At 40.2% G+C, this 1,698-nt stretch carries 3 protein-coding genes; all 3 read right to left on the bottom strand.

All coding sequences use genetic code 11. From position 1 onward, the window contains the following. Positions 1-116: 116 nt before the first annotated feature. From CHI10_RS20825 to yabP, 3 genes are read right to left on the bottom strand one after another with little or no spacing between them, the layout of a single operon-like run. The gene (locus CHI10_RS20825; protein WP_048009794.1) at positions 117-527 is read right to left on the bottom strand and encodes an FtsB family cell division protein; all 411 of its coding nucleotides are present in this window, start codon (positions 525-527) and stop codon (positions 117-119) included. A gap of 15 nt (positions 528-542) precedes the next feature. Beyond that, on the bottom strand, positions 543-1,175 hold the full coding sequence (yabQ, locus tag CHI10_RS20820; protein ID WP_095246061.1) for a spore cortex biosynthesis protein YabQ: 633 nt from the start codon (positions 1,173-1,175) through the stop codon (positions 543-545). Further along, entirely contained in the window at positions 1,172-1,474 is a 303-nt protein-coding gene (gene yabP / locus CHI10_RS20815) for a sporulation protein YabP (RefSeq protein WP_095246060.1), read from the bottom strand. The genes yabQ and yabP overlap by 4 nt, the downstream gene beginning before the upstream one ends. Between the last annotated feature and the right edge of the window lie 224 nt (positions 1,475-1,698).

Below are 1,698 nucleotides of genomic sequence, written 5' to 3'. Positions count from 1 at the left end.
ATCCTCTTTGATTCCTCAAAGTCTTGAAGTGGGGGTCTTACTGCCCGTTAGACTGCGATAAAGTGAAACTTTTTTATATATTATACAGAAACCAAAAAAAAAGTGTCAATATAGCCTCAATCGGCCTTTTTTTCTTTCTTCTTTTCTTTTTCCGCATCTTCTTCAGGGAGGTTAAAGATGATTTCGTTATTGTCAGATAGGAAATAATCTTTGCGGGCAAGCTTCGCGATATACTCATCATCATTCAGCTTAACAATTTCTTCTTCGAGCATTACTTCTTTTTTCTTCAGGTCAGAAAGCTCCTGATCCAGCCTGGTTTTCTCTTCCACTTTTTCTTCCAGAGCAGCAGACTGCGAAACGAGTGTTGTGATCATAAAAAATGAAACGACGGCTGCCAGTGTGAAAAATGCTGCTAATCTGCGAAATAAAAGCTTTTTCTTCCGGCCTGCACTGATCTCTGCTGCTTCCTGCTGTTTGACATAGCTGGTTTCCATTTTGGCTACATTTTTCTTCTTGGTGGCACTCACTTCCGCACTCCCTCCTTACTCTTTAGGTTTTTTCCACTTAGCTGTCCATTTTAAAACATAATTCTTTATCCGCTGTAAATATCCTGCCAATTTATTATATAACTTCTCGACTGTTTTTTTAATCTTTTTCGGCAAAAGTTTCCATAAAAGTGACAAAATCCATTTGACAGGCAGAAAAACAATCTTCAAGATGAACCAAAAGACTCGAAGAATGACTTTTAAAAGGGAATAAAGTCCTTTTCCAAGCATGACGGCAATCGCAATTAACGCCATAATCAGACCCTGGATGGGTTTATAGATGAGCAAAGTTAAGGTCTTCACGAAAAAGCGGTATATGGAGATCGCCATTCGGATGGATATCTCCAATACCCGCAGATACATTTTCTTAAATAAACTTTGATAAGCGGCAAACCCGCACAGCAAAGCAATGAAAATATAAAACCTCAATTCGCCCTTGTTCACCAGGAATAAAATATAGAAGATTGCCAGACCCTGTACGACCCAAAAAAGAAAATCATTAATAAAAACAAGCCAGCTTTTCCGCTTGGTCCTTTGCAGGAAACGATTATACGTATCAAGGGCAGCCCCAAATACACTTCCCATGCCAATCATCGCCAGCATGGTCACAAATTGAGTGGTCAGTGTCATCGGAACAACTTGCTAAAGAAACCTTTAGCTTTGTCTCCATTCTGATCATCAATATAAACAAGGTCAAATACCTTCCCTTTGATGGAAACAATTCCCTTGTCCACATCGAGATTCTTCATCTGCAGATTCTGCCCTCTAATCGCAAGGAAACCCATCACTGTCTCCAGCAAAAACTCTTCATTATCAAAGCTTTCCACCTGTTTAACACCCGTAATATCAAGCAGCCTTCTGCCTCTCATAATGACATCATGTTCCTGAGTATTGGTTTTGTTTGGATTTGACTCATAATATTGACTCATTATTCATCCCCCGCAATCACATAGTACAACCTTTTTGTACATGTTTATGAATGGGGGGATTAAAATAGAACAAGCCAACAAGAAAAGCGCAAGGCGCCCGCCTATCGGCGACAAGCATAAGACGAGCCGGCTGAAAGGTTGTTCTTTAACCTTTTAGACGGATTGAAAGAAATGTTGAGGCGACTGCCCAGGGACGACTAGCATAAGACGATCCCTGTAAGAAC

Source organism: Bacillus sp. 7894-2 (genome assembly GCF_002272225.1).
Classification (GTDB): domain Bacteria; phylum Bacillota; class Bacilli; order Bacillales; family Cytobacillaceae; genus Cytobacillus.
Note: the sequence above shows the minus strand (reverse complement) of the source record. Positions and strands in the feature narration are given on the sequence as shown.